Source organism: Arthrobacter sp. UYCo732 (assembly GCF_040547265.1).
Lineage (GTDB): Bacteria > Actinomycetota > Actinomycetes > Actinomycetales > Micrococcaceae > Arthrobacter.
Genome location: NZ_JBEPPJ010000012.1, coordinates 78050 through 96382, shown reverse-complemented (window position 1 = coordinate 96382; position 18333 = coordinate 78050). Strand labels below are relative to the sequence as shown.

The window sequence follows — 18333 nt, the reverse complement described above, 5'->3', positions numbered from 1 at the left end:
ACGACGCTGTGGTGTGTGGGCGCTCCGAGCGGTGACTCTGCTGCCCTGCCGTGCTGGCGTACTACTTGCTTGTGCCAGCCTCCGGCGCGGATTCCGTTGCCTTGTGGCGGGAATTTCCGGTCTCCGGCGATTCGGTGACGGGCTTGTTGCCGCCCTTGGACGCCGGTTCCTCTTCCGTTGGGGTGGAAGGATTTCCGGAACCATTTTGGTTATCAGGCAGATTATCACGCGATTCACTATCTGAGACATGGTCATCCGAATCGTGGACAGCAATGGCAGCGGCCGCGCGGGGCGGTTCCCCGTCGTCGTCATGTTGCACTGGAGCCACGTCGGCAACCGGAATATGTCCGTCCAAGTAGGGGGTGTCCGGCACCGGCCGCCCCTTTCGGCCCAACACGATGAAGATGATGAGGGCGGCGACCAACACAAAGATGCTGGTCCAGACGTTGAGCCTGGTAGTGATGCCAAAGAGGTTGATCTGCTCAGCCTCGTCGATGCGCATCGCTTCGATCCATACCCGACCCAGGGTGTAGTACATGGCGTAGAGCCAGAAGAGCCGGGCACGCCGGAAGTTGAACCGACGGTCCAGGGCGAGCAGGATCAGCACACCTGCAATGTTCCAGAGCGACTCATACAGGAACGTGGGGTGGAACAGGGTATCCGCTGGCGTGCCGGCGGGGAAGTTGGGGTTGTCCGGATCGATCTGAAGTCCCCAAGGCAGTGTGGTGGGGCCGCCGAAGAGCTCCTGGTTGAAGTAGTTGCCCCACCGGCCCACGGCCTGTGCCAGCAGGAGGCCGGGTGCCGCGGCATCCAGGAAGGCCGCGAGCTTCACACCGGCACGCCGGCAGCCGATCCAGGCGCCGAGGACACCCAGGACTACGGCACCCCAGATGCCCAGGCCGCCCCGCTGGATCTGCGGGATCAGCCAGAGGTCGCCTGTCCCGTCGAAGCCGGGCCCGAAGTACTGGTCCGGTGACGAGACCACGTGGTACAGGCGTCCGCCGATGATGCCAAACGGGATCGCCCAGATGACGATGTCCCAGACGCTGCCGTCGGGCGCGCCGCGCCGGGCCCACCGGACAGAGGTAAGCCACAGGCCCACGAAAATTCCGGCCAGGATGCACAGGGCATAGGCATGGATCCGCAGGGTCCCCCATGGCAACGGGATATCGAAGCCGGACCAGTCCGGGCTGGGGATACTGGCCGGCACCAGCGCGGCGGCCTGAAGGAGGATCTTCATGGTGGCTAAGCTACTTCCCTGGCGAGTCCGACGCTGAGGTCACGCGTGAGATCTGCGACGGCGGGGACACCGCCGTCGCGGATGGCGGCAACCAGCGCCGTGCCCACGATGACGCCGTCAGCGTAGGCCGCAATCTCGCGGACATGCCCGGCGTTGGACACTCCGAGGCCCACGCACACGCGTTCGGCACCGGCAGCATGAGTGTCGGCAACGAGCTGTTCAGCGCTGCTGCTGACATCCTGGCGGGTGCCCGTGACGCCCATGACGGAGACGGCGTACACAAAGCCCCGGCTTGACTTCACCGTCATGGCCAGGCGCTCCGGTGTGGACGACGGTGCCACGAGGAACACGCGGTCCAGCCCGTACTTGTCCGACGCGGCGAACCACTCTGACGCTTCATCCGGGATGAGATCCGGCGTAATGAGCCCCGCTCCCCCGGCCTCGGCCAGCCTACGCGAAAACTCGTCCACGCCCATCCGGAGGACAGGGTTCCAGTAGGTCATCACGAGCACCGCAACATCCGTGGCTGCGGTAATGCCGGCTACAACGTCGAACACGCTCTCGACGCGGAATCCGTTGGCAATGGCCTCGGTGGTGGCCGCCTGGATGACTGGACCGTCCATGACCGGGTCCGAGTAGGGAATTCCGATTTCGATCAGGTCCGCGCCATTCTTCGCCATGGCAATGCCGGCGTCGATAGTGGCCTGGACGTCCGGGTACCCTGCCGGCAGGTAGCAGACCAGGGCTGAGCGCCCGGCGTCGCGGGCGCGGTCGATGGCGGCGGCGGACTTGCTGGCCGTCTGTTCAGTCATCAGTGGTCCTCTGTTTTGTCTGCAACGGCAGCAGGAACGGCTTCAGTTTCCGCCCGGTCGGCGGGGCCCTTGGGCTTGCGGGTGGAGAGGTTGGTGCCCTTGACCTTGCCCTCCTCATCGAGCATGTCGAACCATTCCGCGGCGGTCTCCACGTCTTTGTCTCCACGTCCGGAAAGATTGACGATGATCACCGTTTCGGACGGATCGGCCTTCCCTTCGGTCAGGCGCTTGCCTACCTTGATGGCCCCCGCGAGGGCGTGGGAGGACTCGATGGCGGGGATGATTCCCTCAGTCCTGCACAGGAGCTTGAACGCATCCATCGCTTCACTGTCGGTGATGGGCTCGTAGCTGACCCGCCCGATATCGGCCAGGTAGGCATGCTCCGGGCCGACGCCCGGGTAGTCCAGGCCTGCGGAGATGGAATGGGACTCGATTGTCTGGCCGTCGTCGTCCTGCATGAGGTAGGAGCGAGCACCGTGGAGGACGCCGGGCTTGCCGAGCGTGATGGTGGCTGCGTGCCGACCGGTGTCGACGCCGTCGCCACCTGCCTCGAAGCCGTAGATCTTCACATCGGGGTCATCGAGGAAGCCGTGGAAGATGCCGATCGCGTTGGACCCGCCGCCGATGCAGGCGCATACGGCGTCGGGAAGCTTACCGGTCTGCTCCAGGATCTGGGCACGGGCTTCCTCACCGATGACTTCGTGGAAGAACCGGACCATGGCGGGGAACGGGTGCGCCCCGGCGGCAGTGCCCAGCAGGTAGTGGGTGGTGTCAACGTTGCTGACCCAGTCCCGGAGGGCGTCGTTGATAGCGTCCTTGAGGGTCTGGGAACCGTTGGTCACAGGTACCACCGTGGCACCGAGCAGCTGCATGCGGGCGACATTCAGTGCCTGGCGGCGGCAGTCTTCGGCGCCCATGTAGACAACACATTCGAGGCCGAGAAGTGCGGCGGCCGTGGCGCTGGCCACGCCGTGCTGCCCTGCACCGGTTTCCGCGATGACGCGGGTCTTGCCCATGCGCTTGGCCAGCAACGCCTGCCCCAGCACGTTGTTGATCTTGTGCGAGCCGGTGTGGTTAAGGTCCTCCCGCTTGAGGAAGATCCTGGCTCCGCCGGCGTGTGCGGAAAACCGCTTGGCCTCCGTCAGCAGTGAGGGACGGCCGGAGTAGTTCTTGTTCAGCTCCGCAATCTGGGCGAGGAAGTCAGGATCGGCCTTGGCCTTTTCAAAGGTGTCCTCAAGCTCATCAAGGGCGGCGATGAGGGATTCTGGCATCCAGCGTCCGCCATAGCCACCGAAGTATGGCCCCGGGGCGTGCTTCAGCGAGCCGCCCTGCAGGAATGCCTCCGCGGCGTTGTTATCAGCGTTCTCTGAGGGTGCGTCAACCATCAGTCTCACCGTCCTGTTCCAGTTGATCGTGCAAAAGTGTTGTGCCGCCGGCACCAGGGCCGGCGGTTGCCGGGACTAGACCCGGGCGGCGATGGCGGCAGCGCCGGCGGCCGTGAACTGGGCGATCCGCTCGCGGGGAGTGGAATCGCTCACCAGGGCTTCACCCACCAGGATGGCGTTCGCGCCGCTCGCCGCGTAGTGCGTCACGTCGTCCACACCGCGGACGCCGGATTCGGCGACGACCAGCGCTTCGGCGGGAATCAGGCCGGCGAGGGACGCGAAAACGGAACGGTCGACGTCGAGCGTTTTGAGGTTGCGGACGTTCACGCCGATGATGCGCGCCTCCGCCGCAACAGCACGTTTGATTTCCTCGACCGTGTGCGTCTCAACCAGGACGTTCATGCCCATTTCCCGGCTGAGGGCGCTGAACTCCCGGAGCTGGTTGTCGGAAAGTGCCGCCACGATAAGCAGGATCAGGTCCGCGCCGTGGGCACGGGCCTCCCAGATCTGGTATTCGTCGAGCGTGAAGTCCTTGCGCAGCAGGGGAATCTCCACCCGGGCGCGGACTGCGTCCAGGTCAGCGAGCGAGCCATTGAACCGCCGCTGTTCGGTGAGGACACTGATGACGGCGGCACCGCCGTCGGCGTACTGCGCCGCGAGTGAGGCCGGGTCCACGATGGTAGCCAGGTCCCCCTTGGAGGGACTGCGCCGCTTGATTTCGGCGATGACTTTGAGCTCGCCGCGCGGTGTGGATAGGCCGCCAAGGGCTGCCCAGGCGTCACGTGCCGGCGCTGCGGCGGCGGCCAGATCCTTCAGTTCCGCGAGGGAAACGAGGCGCTTCCTGGACTCCATATCCTCCCTGACACCGGCATTGATGTCATCGAGAACTGTTGCCATCAGTGGCCGGTACTCTTCAGCTTGCTGCCTTCGACGCCGTAGCCCGCCTTGCGCATGACGTAGCCAAGGATCAAGCCAATGACCATAACGGCGGCACCGGCGATGAAGATGGGGGTGTTGGCGATAACGAAGGCAATGGCGCAGACCAGCGCGCCAACCAGCATCACGATCACGCAGGTCCACGCTGCAGGGCTGTTGCCGTGGCCCAGATCCTGGCTGTGGTCAACGCCGTGGTGCACGGCGGATTCCGTGGCGGATTTCGACGCGGGTGCGGGTGCTTTGCTCATGTGAATCTCCTCAGGATCAATACTGCTTACATTCTGCCATTTTTTGGCCGCGACCTGCCCATCGGCGGTCCGGGCGCCGCTCGAAGCGGGTCGCGCCGTTCGGCTGCCGGGGGCGGCCTAAGTGGGATCGTCGCCGCGCGAAAGCGTGTCCCAGCCGTCGATTTCGTCCACCGGACCTGCCACCGCGGCGGAACTGCCAGCAGACGCGCCATAGGTGGACGCGTCATATTTGGTACGCGACTTCCAATACCGGCCCGCCGGGACGATCAGCAACGCGCCCAGCGCCAACAGGATACCGGCGACGACGGCGAGGGCCGGGAAGGCCGTCACTTCCGCTCCGGCACTGCTTCCGGTGACCCCGGTGGCGGCAGCAATGGAGCCCTGCGCGGCGGTCAGCGGATCAGCCAGCACCGTGGCGGCTGCGGCGATGATGCCGGCCGCGGCGAGGACCACAAGGACGGTGATGATCCACCGCGCGACCTTTCCGGCAATGGACGCGGCCAGTCCCCCGGCCAGCGCCACCAGCGCCAAGGCGGTCACCGCGGTGGCTGCCTTGCTGCCCTGGACCGGGAGGGTGTTCTGGCCTCCCGCCGTCTGCCCCACCTGGTCCGGGTCCAGGGTGATTGAGATCCAGGTCTGGGTAGTGGTGCCAAAGACAGCCAGCGCCAGCACGGCGATCAGCAGGACCAGCGTGGACTTGCGGGCCCAGACCGGCGTCATTCGACGGCCTTCCCGGGCTCAGGCAGCGACTCGGCAGCGATGTTGCGCAGCGAGGCGGCAGTGTGCACTGCCCGGAGTGGAGCGGCCGCCTTGTTCACGGTCTCCATCGCTTCAGTGGGGTTCACCGAGTCCGCCACGATGCCGCCGCCGGCCTGGACGTAGGCCCGTCCTTCGCGCAGCAGGGCGGAACGGATGGCGATGGCCATGTCCATGTCGCCGGCAAAGTCGAGGTATCCCACTACTCCGCCATAGATTCCGCGCCGGTGGGGTTCAAGCTGGTCCAGCAGACGGAGGGCCCGCGGCTTCGGGGCACCGGACAGGGTCCCGGCGGGGAAGGTCGCTTTCAGGACATCGTAGGCTTTGGCCTGCGGGGACAGCTTTCCCACCACAGTGGAGACCAAGTGCATGATGTGGCTGAACCGCTCTACCTCCATGAACTGCGTGACATCCACGGTGCCGGCCACGCAGACCTTGGACAGGTCGTTGCGGGAGAGGTCCACCAGCATCAGGTGCTCGGCGCGTTCCTTCTGGTCGGCCAGGAGTTCCTCGGCCAAGGCCTTGTCGCCTTCAACCGTCTTGCCGCGGGGCCGCGAACCGGCGATCGGGTGCGTAATGACCTCATCACCCGTTACGGTCACCAGGGCCTCCGGCGATGACCCGACGATCGTGTACTCCCGGCCGTCGGCGTCTTCGAGGCTGAAGAGGTACATATACGGGCTGGGGTTGGTGTTGCGCAGGACCCGGTAGACGTCCAGGGGCGAAGCTCCGCACTCCATTTCGAAGCGGCGGGAAATCACCACCTGGAAGACTTCACCGTCCACGATGGCTTCCTTGCCCCGGTCCAGTGCCTCCAGGTAAGCGGGTTCGGCCCAGCGCTCCTGGACGCTGGAGGCGAAGTCCAGGGCAGCGGGCTCCAGGACCGAGACCGGCTGTGCTACCGGCGTACTGACCTTGGTGAGGAGTGCCTTCACCCGGGCAACGGCGTCGTGCCAGGCTTCGTCCACGCGCTCTGAGCTGTTGTCGAAGTTGATGGCGTTGGCAATGAGCAGCACGCTGCCGTCGTGGTTGTCATGGACGGCCATGTCCGTCACCAGGTTCAGGGCGAGCTCGGGAAGGTGGAGGTCGTCTTCGGGCGGGCTGGTGAGCCGCTCCCAGTGCCGGACGGTCTCCCAGCCGAGGAACCCCACAAGGCCCGACGTGAACGGCGGAAGGCCCTCGAACCTGCTGGTCCGCAGCGCTTCGATGGTGTCACGGATGGCGTCCACCGGGTTGCCGTCCAAGGGCACACCGGCAGGGGGCTCGCCGAGCCAGTGGGCCTGGCCGTCCTTGGTAGTCAGCGTGGCCCGGGATTTGGCACCGATGAAGGAGTACCGCGACCACGTGCCGCCAACGGCAGCAGACTCCATGAGGAACGTTCCCGGCTGGCCATTCGCCAACTTACGGTACAGGCCGATGGGCGTCTCGGCATCCGCCAACACCTTGAGAGTAACGGGGATGACCCGGCTGGTGCCGGCGAGTTCGCGGAACTCCTCGAGGCCCGGGCTGATGATTCCAAGGTCCTGCATGGCTATGCTTCTCCGCCTGTTCTTGTGTCCCGCCGCGGTGGGGCGGCGTCAGTCTTATGCTGCCAAAAGTTTGGAGGCCTGGGGGCGGATTCCGCGCCAAGCCGGGTGGGTCAGAGGGCCCCGCCGGTCCGGACTTCCAACTCCCTGCCGTCGAAGCAGGTCCGGGTGCCGGTGTGGCACGCGGCGCCCACCTGGTCCACCCGTATCAGGAGGGCATCGCCATCGCAGTCCATGGCCACCGATTTGACCCATTGGACGTGGCCGGAGGTGTCACCCTTGCGCCAGTATTCCTGCCGGGAGCGGGAGTAGAACGTGACCCGGCCACTGGTCATGGTGCGGTGGAGCGCCTCATCATCCATCCACCCCAGCATCAGCACGTCGTTGGTGTCGAATTGCTGGACTACAGCAGCAATCAGCCCGGCACTGTCCCGCTTGAGTGCGGCGGCAAGGGCCGGCGAAAGCGGGCTGGTGGCGGGGGCCGGGAAAGGCTCGGGGGCGGGGGCAGGCTGTTCAGACATCAGGTCAAGTCTAGTGCCTGATCAGCGCACGCCGAATATGCACCAACCGGCATACAGGCCATGTGAACAAGGGCACCTGTCCCCTGGCGGTTCTGCTGCCCAACTTCCCCGCTCTCGTGCTAGTTTCACAAGTGATGCATTTCGTCGACCCGTCCCGAGAAGTCCTAGCCGAAACCCTGCTGGCGGCCGGCCCTGATGCCCCTACCCTCTGCCGGGGCTGGCGCACCAGGGATCTTGCCGCGCACCTCTACCTGCGCGAACGTAAGGCCGCTGTGGGTCTGGGCCTCATACTCAAGAGCCTGTCCAAGGCCTCCGATAAGGCAACTGCCAAGCTCGCCGGGAAGTTGAAGACCTCGGACGACTACTCGAGGCTCGTCAAGACATTCCGCGCCGGGCCCCCCGCCCTGTCGCCCATGAACATCAAGGCACTGGACGAGAGCTCCAACCTGATCGAGTACTTCGTCCACACCGAGGACGTCCGCCGGGCCGTTGACCGCTGGGCTCCGCGGGCATTGGATGAGGCCTACTCGGATGCCTTGTGGGACGAGCTCATCAAACGGGCCGCCATCCTGTACCGCGGCGTCGACCTTGGCATCGTGCTGGTGCGCCCCTCGGGCCCCCGGCACGTGGCCAAGCGGGCACCCGTTTCGGTGGCAATCGTCGGCGAGCCTGGCGAACTTCTGATGCACGCCCACGGCCGGACCCAGCACGCCCTGGTCACCTTCGAGGGCCAGCCGGACGCCGTCGCCCTGCTTCAGTCAGCCGAAGTCGGCCTCTAGGTTTCGGCAAGCTCAACCACGGATCCCGGGTGATTGAGCTTGTCGAAATCCAGGCTAAACCCCCGCTAGCGGACTTCGAAGCCTGCTTCGCGGATGGCCTGCTTGACCTGGGACATCATGTTGTCCGGCCCCCAGTGGAAGATCGAGGCGGCCAGGACCGCGTCGGCCCCCGCAGCTACCGCCGGTGGGAAGTGGGCCGGCTCCCCTGCCCCGCCTGAGGCGATGATCGGCACTTTTACAGCGGCCCTGACCAGGCGGATGAGCTCCAGGTCGAAACCGTCCTTGGTGCCGTCAGCGTCGATGGAGTTCAGCAGGATTTCCCCGATGCCGCGGTCTGCCGCTTCCTTGGCCCACTCGATGGCGTCGATTCCCGTGCCGGTGCGCCCACCGTGGGTGGTCACTTCAAAGCCCGACGGCGTGGGCTCGGAGCCGGGACGGGTCCGGCGTGCGTCGACGGACAGGACCAGCACCTGCGAACCGAAGTGCCGGCTGATCTCGTTGATGACGTCCGGACGTGCGACGGCGGCCGTGTTGATGGACGCCTTGTCCGCGCCGTAGCGAAGAAGCTTGTCCACCTCGGCGACGCCACGGACACCCCCACCCACGGTCAGCGGGATGAAGACTTCCTCGGCGGTGCGCCGGACGACGTCGAATGTGGTTTCGCGGTTGCCGGAGGATGCGGTGACGTCCAGGAACGTCAGCTCATCGGCACCAGCGTTGTCGTACCGGTGGGCGAGCTCCACAGGGTCGCCGGCGTCACGGAGGCCCTCGAAGTTGATGCCCTTCACGACGCGTCCGGCGTCGACGTCGAGGCACGGGATGACTCGTACAGCTACAGCCATGGGTACTCCTGGAATTCTCGGGTGGATACTGCGGCGCCGCGCGGCCTGGGTGGAAGGCTCAGACGCGAAGGGCTCAGATGCGGCAGGCGTGGATGCTGCTGACCAGGATGGCGCGGGCGCCGAGGTCGTAGAGCTCATCCATGATCCGGTTGGTTTCCTTCTTCGGAACCATGGACCGCACAGCCACCCACTCGGAGTCGCGCAACGGCGAGACGGTGGGAGATTCCAGGCCGGGAGTCAAGGCAGCTGCCTGCTCCACCAGTTCCTTGCGGATATCGTAGTCCATGAGGACATACTGGCGTGCCACCAGGACACCCTGGAGGCGCCGGATGAGTACGTCAATTTCCTTGGCGGTGCCGTTCGCGGCGCCGCCTTCTCCGGTGCGGCGGATCAGGACGGCCTCGGACTTGAGAATCGGATCGCCGAAGATCTCCATACCGGCAGCCTTGAGCGTGTTGCCGGTTTCGACGACGTCGGCAATGGCGTCCGCGACGCCCAGCCGGACGGAGGACTCGACGGCGCCATCAAGCCGGACCACTTTAGCGTTCACACCGCGTTCAGCGAGGTAGCCGCGAAGCAGGCCGTCGTAGCTGGTGGCAAGGCGCTTGCCTTCCAGCTCTTCCACTGCGGCGAAGTCGCCCACCGGTCCCGCAAAACGGAACGTGGAGGCAGCGAAGCCCAAGGGCAGCAGTTCTTCGGCTTCCACCTCAGCGTCCAGCAGCAGGTCGCGGCCGGTGATGCCGACGTCGAGCGTTCCCCGGCCGACGTAGACGGCGATGTCGCGCGGACGGAGGAAGAAGAACTCAATGTCGTTGTCCGGGTCCATCATGACCAGCTCCCGGGTGTCGCGGCGCTGGCGGTAGCCGGCTTCGGACAGCATGGCGGAGGCGGCTTCGGACAGGGAACCTTTGTTGGGGACGGCTACTCGCAGCATGGGGGTCTTTCTTGGTGGGGAGGTCTAGTTGATCAGGCAAACGGGCCACGCAGGGCACGGGCAGGCCGGGAATGACGCACCGTGCCGCAGTGGCTACAGATGCTTGTAGACGTCTTCCAGGGTCAGGCCTTTGGCGAGCATCAGAACCTGCAGGTGGTAGAGCAGCTGGGAGATTTCCTCGGCCGCGGCCTCGTCGGATTCGTACTCAGCGGCCATCCAGACTTCGGCTGCTTCCTCCACGACTTTCTTGCCGATGCCGTGGACACCGGACTCCAATTCAGCGACGGTGCGGGAGCCTGCCGGCCGGGTGGCTGCCTTCTCACTCAGTTCAGCGAACAGCGTCTCGAAATTCTTCACGCCCTACAGCCTACTTGCTGCGGGCCTGACGGCGCCTGTCGGTCCGCCGCATGACGGGCACGATGTGAGTGAAGACACAGCGCGCCCGCCCGCATTGCTACTTGTATTGCTTCAGGAGGACGGCCGTGGCCAAGGCGGCCGTCACTGCTTCGTGGCCCTTGTCCTCAGTGGAACCGGGCAAGCCTGCGCGGTCCAGGCCCTGCTGCTCCGTATCGCAGGTCAGCACGCCGAAGCCCACTGGCACTCCGGTGGACACGCTCACGTCGGTCAGCCCCGACGTCGCAGCCTGGCAGACGTACTCGAAGTGTGGCGTGCCGCCGCGGACCACGACGCCGAGGGCCACCACTGCGTCAAAGTGCGGTGCCAGCCGCGCGGCAGCGACCGGAAGCTCGAAGGCTCCCGGAACGCGCAGGACGATGGGCTCGCTGATGCCGGCGTCCTTGGCGGCGCGCAGGGCCCCGTCGAGGAGGCCATCCATGATCTGGGTATGCCAGCTGGCAGCCACAATGGCCAGCCGCAGCTGCGACGTTTCCGCAGGGTTGAGGGTGGTGAGGTCAATATCTGGTGCGCCGTGTCCGCTCATGCGTGAATCTGGTCCGTTCAGTTTTGGTCGTGGTCGAAATCGTCGGCGGCGCCGCTTGGCACCGTGACAATGTGTGTGTCCAGCGTCAGCCGGTGCTCCATGCGGTCCTTTTTGGTCTGCAGGTAGCGGATGTTCTGGTCACGGGACGGCACCTCGGTGGGCACCATTTCCACTACCTTCACGCCGGCTTTGGCGAGCCTGTTCTTTTTGTCCGGGTTGTTGCTCAGGAGCCGGATCTCGTGGAGGCCCATCTCGGCCAGGATCTGGGCGGCCGCCTTGTAGCAGCGGGCGTCCACCGGCAGTCCCAGCTGTTCGTTGGCCTCCACGGTGTCAAAGCCCGCTTCCTGGAGGGCGTAGGCCTTGATTTTGTTGGCCAGGCCTATCCCCCGGCCTTCCTGCCCGCGCAGGTACAGCAGCGTGCCGCCGAACTCGTTGATCAGCTCCAGGGCATAGGCCAGCTGTTCGCCGCAGTCACAACGGTAGGAGCCGAAAACATCGCCGGTCAGGCACTCGGAATGTAGCCTGACCAGCGGAGCAACGCCATCCTTGGGCGGGTTGGGCGAGCTCACCGCCAGGTGCTCGACGCCCGTGACCAGGTCTGTCCACGCTTGGGTGATGAAATCGCCAAAGGCCGTGGGCAGCTGCACAATCGGACCGCCGCTCACGGGGTGGTGGGTCCGGCCATTGCCGGCCGCCCCCTGATGGTGGCCGTTCTGGTGGCTGTCGTCCGAAACTCCGGAAGCCGTCATCATTACTCCTCTACTCCGCCCGGGCGTCCGGCCCGGTGTCACTGTCGGCGGAAGACCCGGCCCCTGATTCAAGGTAAGCCACCAGATCCTCAATCGAGATCAGGGGGCACCCATGTTCAGCGGCAAATCCGCGCAGCCCGTCGAGCCGCATCATTTCACCGTCGTCGTACACAACCTCGGCGATCACGCCCACGGGCTCCAATCCGGCGAGCCGGCAGAGCTCCACGGCCGCTTCGGTATGGCCAGGGCGTTCCCGCACTCCTCCGTTAACTGCCCGGAGCGGGAAAATATGCCCGGGCCGGGTCACGGCCGACGGCCCGGCGCCGGGGTCTGCGAGGACGCGGGCCGTGAGGGCCCGGTCCGTGGCGGAGATTCCGGTGCTGACACCCACCGCCGCGTCGCAGGAAACGGTGTATGCGGTGCCTTTCGCGTCCTGGTTCACCGCCACCATCGGCGGCAGCGCCAGGGCGTCGGCGCGGTCGCCGGTGAGCGGGACGCAGATGACGCCTGAGCTGTACCGGATGGTCCAGCCCATCAGTGCCGGCGTTGCGTGCTGCGCCGCGAAGATGATGTCGCCTTCGTTTTCGCGGTCCTCGTTGTCCACCACCAGCACGGGCCGGCCGGCGGCCATGGCACGGATGGCGTCTTCCACGGGGTCCAGGCCCGGCGTGGGGCCAGGTACGGCCGTTGCCTCGGTTGCCGGCTCGAGCCGGATGGTCGCGTTCATCGGGTGCCTCCGTTTGCTGCGCTGGTGCTGAATGCCAGCAGGCGTTCGGTGTATTTGGCCAGCACATCCACTTCGAGGTTGACCCTGCTGCCGGTGATCTTGGCCCCCAGGCCAGTCTCGGCCAGAGTGGTGGGGATCAGTCCCACTTCGAACCAGGGCTCTGGCTCCGCCGCCGGACTGACCGCAGTCACCGTGAGGGAGACGCCGTCGATCGCGATGGAGCCCTTTTCCGCGATGTAGCGGGCCAGGTTGGCCGGCACACCGAACCGGAGGCGTTCCCAGTTACCCAGGGCCTCGCGCTCCAGAAGCTGTCCGACGCCGTCCACGTGGCCTTGGACTACGTGGCCGTCCAGCCTGCCGCCGGCCGGGACGCAACGCTCAAGGTTGACCGAATCGCCGGCGGCGAGCTCGCCGATGGTGCTGCGCACCAGGGTTTCGCCCATCACGTCAACGCTGAATTCCTTGCCGTCAATCTCGGTGGCAGTCAGGCAGACGCCGTTGACGGCAATGGACCCGCCAAGGGCCAGCCCGTTGGTGGTGCCGGGGGCGCTCAGGCGGAGGGTCGCGCTGGCATCGCTGTCCCGCTCAACAGACAGCACGTGCCCTTGTTCGGCAATAATTCCGGTAAACATCAGTAGCCTCCCATGGCTGGTTCCGCGGCAGTGCGGGATGGTTGTGGTTCCAAAGCTTCGACTGGTAATGGGCGGAGATGCAGCCGGAGGTCACAGCCCAAAGTCTGCACCGCGCCGCCGTCGGACGCGTCCCATTCCCAGTGCCTGGCGTCGGCCAGTGTGTTGATTCCGAGGCCGTTCAGGGCGGGCGTTCCGGAGCCCAGCAGGGTGGGCGCCAGGTAGACAATGAGTTCGTCCACGAGCCCGGCGGCCAGGAATGAGCTGAGGATGCGCGAGCCGCCTTCCACCATGACATGGCGGATTCCCTCCGCGTACAGGGACGACAACGCCTCCTGTGGATCCCGGGTGGACAGGTGGAGAACGTGGCCGTCGTCGCCGCGGATCGCAGCCTCCACGGGGATCTCCCGCAGGCCCATCACCGCGCGCAGCGGCTGCTTGCCGGACGTGGCTCCCGCCGCGTCACGCGCAGTGAGCCGGGGATTGTCCACCAGCACGGTCTGGGTGCCCACCAGGATGGCGTCGATCCGCCGCCGCAGCCCGTGGTTGTCAGCGAGCGACTCCGGGGACGAGATCCATTGGCTCGTCCCGTCCTCCGCCGCGATTCTACTGTCCAGGGTCTGTGCGATGTGGAGGGTCACGAACGGCCGGCGTGCCGCCACGGCCAGGAACCACTGGCGGTTCAGCTCCAGGGCCTCGACTGCGGCGAGCCCGCTGCGGACCCGGACACCAGCTTCACGAAGGGTTGAGGCACCGCCTGCCGCAGGGTCATGCGGATCGTCGACGGCGTACACCACGTCTTCGATTCCGGCGCCGATGATCGCCTGGGTGCATGGCCCGGTGCGGCCACGGTGGTCGCAGGGCTCCAAGGTGATCACCATCGTGCAACCGCTCAGATCCATGCCGGCTGCGGCGGCCTGCGAGATCGCGTCCGCTTCAGCGTGGGGGGTCCCGGCGCCCCGGTGGTACCCGGTCACCAACTGCTGCCCGGACGCGCCAATGACGACGGCGCCCACCAGCGGATTCGCGCCGCGCGGCCCCTGCAGGGCTGCTTCGAGCGCAGTGTCCATGGCGGCGGTTTCGGCGCTGCTGAACGCCGCGACGTTCTCGGGCGGGGTCATGGGGCGGCCACCGGGTAGGTGGCTTTGGCGTCCGTTTCATGGGACAGCCTGGCTTCAAAGAGCCATCGCAAAGGGTTCATGTTTGTGTGTCGTTCCTTCCCTCTAGAACCGCGATGGCTCCGGGGGTATACGACAGCAGAAGGCTGCGGCATCGCCAGGACGCCGCAGATACAGCTGTACGTGCTTCTCTCATCCAGACTTTAACTGTCGGTACCGGAATTTCACCGGTTCAACCGTCCGCCGGTCCCTCCCTGGTGGGGAAAGCGCCGGCTCGCGGGTCGCGGACTATCACCGCCGGTTCGGACTTACACCGACCCCGGAGCACGTAATGTGTGTTGCTATCCTCCCACAACCCATAGGCAGTTCAGACTATTCCCCGGACCCCGCACGTAACTTAAGGCTTCCTGCCTCCCGAAGGCGTGCGATGGCTGCCCCGGGGTCCGCTGCACCGTAGACAGCCGAGCCGGCCACGAAGACGTTTGCCCCGGCTTCTGCTGCCCTAAGGATCGTGTCCTCGGTAATGCCACCGTCCACCTGGAGGGCAACGTCCAGCCCGGAGCCGTCAATGGCCGCACGGGCGCGGCGGATCTTGGGCAGGGTCAGGTCAAGGAACGCTTGGCCGCCGAAGCCCGGCTCCACCGTCATGATCAGGAGCATGTCCAGTTCTTCGAGCATGTCCAGATACGGTTCCACCGCGGTGGCCGGCCGCAGGGCCATGCCGGCCTTGGAACCCCTGGCCCGTAGTTCCCGGGCCAGCTTCACGGGGGCAATGGAGGCTTCAGCGTGAAAAGTCACCGAGGCCAGCCCCGCGTCGGCAAACCCCGGCGCCCAGCGGTCAGCGTCGGAGATCATCAGGTGCGCATCCAGCGGAACCGGGCTGACGGCCTGAATCCGCTGGACCACCGGCAGGCCGAGGGTGAGGTTTGGCACAAAATGGTTGTCCATGACGTCAACGTGGACGGCGTCGGCGTTGCTTATCCGCCGCAGTTCGGCTTCAAGGTTAACGAAGTCGGCGGACAGAATGCTCGGGTTGATGCAGCATTGCGGCATCGGTGAACCTTTCACGGGTCAGGCCTTCTTGCGGATGAGGGCCAGGAACATGGCGTCGGTGCTGTGGATGTGCGGCCAGAGCTGCGCCGTCGAATCGTGGCCGGCCCCCAAGTTTCCGGTGAGGCTTACGCCGTCCAGCACTGCGCCGGCGTCCAACAGCTCCAGGTCCTCGCGTTTCCGGAGGGCGTCCGTGACGACGGCCGTGGTTTCGGCAGGGTGCGGCGAACAGGTCACGTAGGCAACCACTCCGCCGGGGCGGACGGCATCCAGTGCGGACTTGAGGAGGGCGCGTTGCAGCGGGCCCAGGTCTGCCAGGTCCTTGGGCGTGCGGCGCCAGCGGGACTCCGGTCGGCGGCGAAGCGCGCCGAGGCCGCTGCAGGGGACGTCCACGAGGACCCGGTCGAAGGATTCGGGCTGTTCAGTACCCAGGTCACGGCCGTCGCCGGTCCTGACGCGCCATACGTCCCTCGGCACCGCGGACAGTGCCTGGCTCACCAGCTTGGCACGGTGCGGGGCCGGCTCGTTGGCGAGCAGCGTTGCACCTTGTTCGTTGGCCAGGGCACCGAGCAGGGCCGCCTTGCCGCCCGGACCGGCGCACATATCCAGCCAGGCTTCGTCGGCGGCTCCTGTCCCGTCCGCACCGTGGCTGCGGGGACCCAGGTCCACTGCCGCCATGGCCCGGGCCACCAGCTGCGAGCCGACGTCCTGGACCCTGGTGCTGCCTTCGCGCACCGAGGCGAGCCGGCCCAGGTCGCCGCCGCTGGAGAGCGCTGAGCCTTCAACGAGTTCGCCGGGGGTAGCCCCGTTGTCCAGGGCCTCATCGAGACTTCCCAGACCCGGCAATGCGACGAGGTTGACCACCGGAGCAGCGTTGTCAGCCTCCAGCAGGTCTCTGATCTCCGTGGCGGAACGCCCGTGGGCCACCAGTGACTGGCGCATGGCCCGGACAATCCACTCGGGGTGGGCGTAGCGGATGGACGCTACCTTGGTTTCATCGGTTTCGCCGGCCACGAGGAGCTCAAGCCACTCCTCCAGGGTGTGTGCCGCAACCTTCCGCAGCACAGCGTTGATCAGGGCCGACGGGCCGGCGCCGATCACAGCGCGGGCCAGGCCAACGGTCTGGTCCAGGGCAGCGTGCGCAGGAACGCGCATGGCCAGCAGCTGATGCGTGCCGATCCGCAGGGCATCAAGGATGGCGGGGTCGAGCTGGTCCAGCGGGCGGTCCACACACCGGGCCAGGACTGCATCGTAGGTGCCTTGGCTGCGCAGGGCCCCATAGCTCAGCTCAGTGGCGAAGCCGGCGTCGCGCTTGTCCAGGCCATGATGGCGGATGCGGGACGGCAGCACCAGGTTGGCGTAGGCATCCTCGGCGGCTACCGCACGCAGGACTTCAAAAGCCACCAGGCGCGCCGGATCCGCCCGGCGGGTACGCTGTCCGGGAGCATTCTCGGTAAAGCTCTTTTGGGAGCTTCGATTCCGCTCGCGGCCCTGGGCGTTGCGCGTGCTGGAATCGCGCGGCCCGCCCTTGCCCCGGCCGCTTCCGCTGCCACCCCTGCCACGGCCGCCTTCATTCCCGCCGGACTCGCTCATACGAACACCACGCTTTCAAGTGACGCCATGCCACGGGCCCAATCGGCCGCGGCCATCATTTTTTTACCTGAGGGCTGGATCCGCGTCAGCTCCACCGCGTGGGACCCGGTCCCCACCAGGACACCTTTCCCCTCGAGGAAGACTGCGCCAGGCTCCAGGCCAGAGCTATCAGGCCGGAGCCGGACCGGTTCAATTTTGACCCGGTGACCGTCCAGCGTGGTCCAGGCGCCGGGCTCAGGGGTTACGCCCCGCGCCCGCCTCCCGACGGCCAGGGCCGGCTGCTTCCAGTCAAGCCTGCCGTCGTCGATGGTCAGCTTGGGTGCCAGCGAAACGTCGCCGGCCTGTGGCTGCGGAGCTGCCTTCCCTGCTTCCACTGCGGACAGTGTCTGTGCGAGCAGGACAGCCCCGCCGTGGGAAAGCCGCTCCAGCAGGGCCCCCGCGGTGTCGTCCGGACCAACTCTTTCGGTCAGCGTCCCGAAAACGGGGCCGGTGTCCAGTCCTTCCTCCAGCAGGAAGGTGACGGCGCCGGTGACATCGTCGCCGGCAATGACAGCCCGCTGTACGGGGGCAGCCCCGCGCCATGCGGGCAGGAGGGAGAAGTGCAGGTTAATCCAGCCATGCGGCGGAACATCGAGGGCGGCGCGGGGAATCAGGCCACCGTAGGCCACGATGACTGCCACGTCCGGCCTGGCTGCGGCAATCTGCGCGGTCACAGCGTCATCAACCCGGGTGGCGTGGATGACGTCGATCCCCAGCTCGGCGGCGCGGGCGGCAACGGACGAAGGCGTCAGCAAACGCTTGCGGCCAACCGGCGCGTCCGGGCGGGTCAGGACTGCAACGACATCAAAGCCAGCAGCGACCAAGGCGTCCAGCGACGGGACCGCGACGGCCGGGGTGCCGGCGAAAAGTACCCTCATGTGGTGGGGCCACCGCCGAAGCTGGATCCCACTGTTTTGGCACGTTTCGCCGTCGTGCGTTCCGTAATGGCGTCATAGTTCGCATTGCGGATGGAACGGAGCGCACTCTTCCGGTCGTCGCCTTTCAGGCGGTCAGTGTAAAGGATGCCGTCCAGGTGGTCGGTCTCGTGCTGGAAGCAGCGGGCCAGCATGCCCTCGCCTTCGACGGTGACAGGATCGCCATTGAGGTCAACGCCGGTAACCTTGGTGGCCCGGAACCGTCGGACCGGAAATCCCAGCCCGGGGATGGAGAGGCAGCCTTCCACCTGGTCGGGCTGGTAGTCGTCGCTGTTTTCCAGGACCGGGTTGATGACGTGGCCGTCTCTGCCGCCCACGCGGTAGGTGAAGACGCGCTGGCTGACACCGATCTGGGGAGCGGCCAGGCCGGCTCCCTCCACGTCCTCCATGGTTTCCGTCATGTCTGCAACGAGCTTGGCGAGCTCAGGCCCGAATTCCGTCACAGGATCGGCCACTGTGCGGAGCACGGGATCTCCAATGATGCGGATATTCAGAATGGCCATGTGCTGTTTTTCCTCACGGTGGGGTTGGTGAACCTATCCAGTTTAGGTGCAGCACCATCTCTGTCTGGACT

The 18333-nt window shown here is 66.2% G+C and carries 21 protein-coding genes and 1 riboswitch; of the genes, 1 reads left to right on the top strand and 20 read right to left on the bottom strand.

Annotated elements, in window-relative coordinates; translation table 11 throughout:
• Window positions 1-61: 61 nt before the first annotated feature.
• The 8 genes from lgt to hisI all read right to left on the bottom strand — a co-directional run bounded on the left by lgt (window position 62) and on the right by hisI (window position 7424).
• Entirely contained in the window at window positions 62-1240 is a 1179-nt protein-coding gene (gene lgt / locus ABIB45_RS15255) for a prolipoprotein diacylglyceryl transferase (RefSeq protein WP_354216692.1), read from the bottom strand.
• 5 nt (window positions 1241-1245) lie between these two features.
• On the bottom strand, window positions 1246-2052 hold the full coding sequence (gene trpA / locus ABIB45_RS15250; protein ID WP_354216691.1) for a tryptophan synthase subunit alpha: 807 nt from the start codon (window positions 2050-2052) through the stop codon (window positions 1246-1248).
• Window positions 2052-3437 carry a tryptophan synthase subunit beta gene (gene trpB / locus ABIB45_RS15245; protein WP_354216690.1) on the bottom strand — a complete coding sequence of 462 codons (1386 nt, stop codon included), beginning with the start codon at window positions 3435-3437 and terminating at the stop codon, window positions 2052-2054. Before trpB ends, trpA begins: the two co-directional genes overlap by 1 nt.
• Before the next feature lie 75 nt (window positions 3438-3512).
• Window positions 3513-4334, bottom strand: a complete 822-nt coding sequence (gene trpC, locus ABIB45_RS15240) for an indole-3-glycerol phosphate synthase TrpC (RefSeq protein ID WP_354216689.1) — start codon at window positions 4332-4334, stop codon at window positions 3513-3515.
• Window positions 4334-4621, bottom strand: a complete 288-nt coding sequence (locus tag ABIB45_RS15235) for an HGxxPAAW family protein (RefSeq protein ID WP_354216688.1) — start codon at window positions 4619-4621, stop codon at window positions 4334-4336. The genes trpC and ABIB45_RS15235 overlap by 1 nt, the downstream gene beginning before the upstream one ends.
• Before the next feature lie 117 nt (window positions 4622-4738).
• Window positions 4739-5341: a Trp biosynthesis-associated membrane protein gene (locus tag ABIB45_RS15230; protein ID WP_354216687.1), complete on the bottom strand. Its 603-nt coding sequence runs from the start codon at window positions 5339-5341 to the stop codon at window positions 4739-4741.
• Window positions 5338-6906 (bottom strand): anthranilate synthase component I, encoded by a 1569-nt coding sequence (locus ABIB45_RS15225; protein ID WP_354216686.1) that lies wholly within the window; start codon window positions 6904-6906, stop codon window positions 5338-5340. The genes ABIB45_RS15230 and ABIB45_RS15225 overlap by 4 nt, the downstream gene beginning before the upstream one ends.
• Before the next feature lie 110 nt (window positions 6907-7016).
• Complete coding sequence (gene hisI, locus ABIB45_RS15220) at window positions 7017-7424, bottom strand: phosphoribosyl-AMP cyclohydrolase (protein ID WP_354216685.1); 408 nt, start codon at window positions 7422-7424, stop codon at window positions 7017-7019.
• A gap of 134 nt (window positions 7425-7558) precedes the next feature.
• Here hisI and ABIB45_RS15215 point away from each other — a divergent pair, with 134 nt between their 5' ends.
• Entirely contained in the window at window positions 7559-8203 is a 645-nt protein-coding gene (locus ABIB45_RS15215; RefSeq protein WP_354216706.1) for a TIGR03085 family metal-binding protein, read from the top strand.
• A 65-nt stretch (window positions 8204-8268) separates the two neighbouring features.
• On the opposite strand, the gene hisF is transcribed toward ABIB45_RS15215, so the two are convergent.
• The 12 genes from hisF to def all read right to left on the bottom strand — a co-directional run bounded on the left by hisF (window position 8269) and on the right by def (window position 18262).
• Entirely contained in the window at window positions 8269-9045 is a 777-nt protein-coding gene (hisF, locus tag ABIB45_RS15210) for an imidazole glycerol phosphate synthase subunit HisF (RefSeq protein ID WP_164200665.1), read from the bottom strand.
• Window positions 9046-9118: 73 nt separating this feature from the next.
• Window positions 9119-9979: an ATP phosphoribosyltransferase gene (hisG, locus tag ABIB45_RS15205; RefSeq protein ID WP_354216684.1), complete on the bottom strand. Its 861-nt coding sequence runs from the start codon at window positions 9977-9979 to the stop codon at window positions 9119-9121.
• A 93-nt stretch (window positions 9980-10072) separates the two neighbouring features.
• Window positions 10073-10336 (bottom strand): phosphoribosyl-ATP diphosphatase, encoded by a 264-nt coding sequence (locus ABIB45_RS15200; RefSeq protein ID WP_028270786.1) that lies wholly within the window; start codon window positions 10334-10336, stop codon window positions 10073-10075.
• A gap of 97 nt (window positions 10337-10433) precedes the next feature.
• Window positions 10434-10919 (bottom strand): 6,7-dimethyl-8-ribityllumazine synthase, encoded by a 486-nt coding sequence (ribH, locus tag ABIB45_RS15195; RefSeq protein ID WP_354216683.1) that lies wholly within the window; start codon window positions 10917-10919, stop codon window positions 10434-10436.
• A 17-nt stretch (window positions 10920-10936) separates the two neighbouring features.
• Window positions 10937-11668, bottom strand: a complete 732-nt coding sequence (gene ribA / locus ABIB45_RS15190) for a GTP cyclohydrolase II (protein ID WP_354154271.1) — start codon at window positions 11666-11668, stop codon at window positions 10937-10939.
• 10 nt (window positions 11669-11678) lie between these two features.
• The gene (gene ribB, locus ABIB45_RS15185) at window positions 11679-12395 is read right to left on the bottom strand and encodes a 3,4-dihydroxy-2-butanone-4-phosphate synthase (RefSeq protein WP_354216682.1); all 717 of its coding nucleotides are present in this window, start codon (window positions 12393-12395) and stop codon (window positions 11679-11681) included.
• Complete coding sequence (locus ABIB45_RS15180; RefSeq protein ID WP_354216681.1) at window positions 12392-13027, bottom strand: riboflavin synthase; 636 nt, start codon at window positions 13025-13027, stop codon at window positions 12392-12394. The genes ribB and ABIB45_RS15180 overlap by 4 nt, the downstream gene beginning before the upstream one ends.
• On the bottom strand, window positions 13027-14145 hold the full coding sequence (gene ribD / locus ABIB45_RS15175; RefSeq protein WP_354216680.1) for a bifunctional diaminohydroxyphosphoribosylaminopyrimidine deaminase/5-amino-6-(5-phosphoribosylamino)uracil reductase RibD: 1119 nt from the start codon (window positions 14143-14145) through the stop codon (window positions 13027-13029). Before ribD ends, ABIB45_RS15180 begins: the two co-directional genes overlap by 1 nt.
• Window positions 14146-14321: 176 nt before the next feature.
• Window positions 14322-14474: riboswitch (FMN riboswitch) on the bottom strand.
• 40 nt (window positions 14475-14514) lie between these two features.
• Entirely contained in the window at window positions 14515-15195 is a 681-nt protein-coding gene (gene rpe / locus ABIB45_RS15170) for a ribulose-phosphate 3-epimerase (RefSeq protein ID WP_354216705.1), read from the bottom strand.
• Between the two features lie 18 nt (window positions 15196-15213).
• A complete protein-coding gene (locus ABIB45_RS15165; protein WP_354216679.1) occupies window positions 15214-16785 on the bottom strand; it encodes an RsmB/NOP family class I SAM-dependent RNA methyltransferase in 1572 nt (523 codons plus the stop codon).
• Window positions 16782-17702 carry a methionyl-tRNA formyltransferase gene (gene fmt, locus ABIB45_RS15160; RefSeq protein ID WP_354216678.1) on the bottom strand — a complete coding sequence of 307 codons (921 nt, stop codon included), beginning with the start codon at window positions 17700-17702 and terminating at the stop codon, window positions 16782-16784. Before fmt ends, ABIB45_RS15165 begins: the two co-directional genes overlap by 4 nt.
• Window positions 17699-18262 carry a peptide deformylase gene (gene def, locus ABIB45_RS15155; protein ID WP_354216677.1) on the bottom strand — a complete coding sequence of 188 codons (564 nt, stop codon included), beginning with the start codon at window positions 18260-18262 and terminating at the stop codon, window positions 17699-17701. The genes fmt and def overlap by 4 nt, the downstream gene beginning before the upstream one ends.
• Between the last annotated feature and the right edge of the window lie 71 nt (window positions 18263-18333).